This window comes from Kribbella antibiotica (assembly GCF_004349055.1).
Lineage (GTDB): Bacteria > Actinomycetota > Actinomycetes > Propionibacteriales > Kribbellaceae > Kribbella > Kribbella antibiotica.
The window spans coordinates 1-1,526 of sequence record NZ_SMKX01000298.1; the positions used below are offsets into that span (position 1 = coordinate 1).

The 1,526-nt window shown below is 66.1% G+C and carries 1 protein-coding gene; it reads left to right on the top strand.

What is annotated here, in order from left to right:
- Positions 1-271 precede the first annotated feature (271 nt).
- Positions 272-1,498, top strand: coding sequence for an IS110 family RNA-guided transposase (locus E1263_RS42325; protein WP_132178114.1), 1,227 nt, complete (start codon positions 272-274; stop codon positions 1,496-1,498).
- Positions 1,499-1,526 lie beyond the last annotated feature (28 nt).

Genomic DNA, 1,526 nt, shown 5'->3' on the forward strand with positions numbered 1-1,526 from the left:
TGAACAAGTAATTACCTAATAAGAGTTATCGGGTCGCCCGTCGGGCAGACTCGGACTGGTAAGCCGCTGGTGGGTGAGCACTTCTATTACCTGGACCTGTGAGTCTTGGGGACAGAGCGTGCCCCTGCTGGTGACCGGGAGAGTAGATCGCTGCTGGGATGTCGTGCCCGACCGTGCTGTGCAGGGGGTCGTGAGCACTGATTTATTAGGTCGCTGATGGTTCTCCCGACCGGCTTGCTGGTTACTGGCCTCGAGTGTGGGGAGAAGCAGGTTGAAGTTCTTCGTGGGTGATGACTGGGCCGAAGCGCATCACGATGTGGAGGTGATGGACGCGGCGGGCCGGGTGCTGGCCACGGCGCGGCTGCCCGAGGGCGTGGCCGGGATGGCCCGGCTGCATGCGTTGGTGGCTAAGCAGTTCGGTGATGCCGATCCTGACGAGGTGCAGGTGGTGGTCGGGATCGAGACCGACCGGGGTCCGTGGGTGGCAGCGCTGGTCGCGGCGGGCTATCTGGTGTTCGCGGTCAACCCGTTGCAGGCCTCGCAATACCGCAAACGGTATGTGGTGTCGGGCGCCAAGAGCGACGCGGCCGACGCGCACGTGCTGGCCGACATGGTCCGCACCGATTCCCATCAGCTGCGCACCGTGGCCGGTGACAGCGCCCAGGTCGAAGCGGTCAAGGTCGTGACCCGGATCCACAAGACGATGATCTGGGAACGGACCCGCACCGGTCAGCGGTTGCGGCACGCGCTGCGGGAGTACTTCCCGGCCGCGCTCGTTGCCTTCGACGACTTGCACGCTGCCGACACCCTGGAACTGCTGGCCAAGGCCCCCGATCCGGTCGCGGCGGCCGGGCTGAGCACCGTCCAGATCAGCGCGGCACTCAAACGCGCCCGCCGCCGCGGCATCGGCGAGAAAACCGAGCAGATCCGCTCGGCGCTGCGCGCCGACCACCTCGGCCAACCCGCCGTGGTGACCGCCGCTTACGCCGCCTCGACCCGCGCGCTGGTCGCGGTCCTGGTCGTGCTCAACGAGCAGATCAAAACCCTCGAGAAGGAGGTCGAGGCCAATTTTGGCCGGCACCCGGACGTTGAGATCGTGCTGTCCCAGCCCGGTCTGGGAACGATCTACGGCGCCCGGGTGCTCGCAGAGTTCGGCGACGACCCCCACCGCTACGCCAACGCCAAAGCCCGCAAGAACTACGCCGCCACCTCCCCGATCACCCGCGCCTCGGGCAAGAAGAAAGTCGCCCTGGCCCGGTTCGTGCACAACGACCGGCTCATCGACGCGCTCATGGGCCAAGCCTTCGCCGCACTCAACACATCACCCGGAGCCCGCGCCTACTACGACAAACAACGAGCCCGCGGAGCCGAACACAACCCCGCCCTGCGCCAACTCGCCAACCGCCTCGTCGGCATCCTCCACGGCTGCCTCAAAACCAGCACCCCCTACAACGAAGAAACCGCCTGGCAACACCACACCGAACCACTCGCAGCTTGACACCCTTAGCTCCTGGGATGTCTGTCCC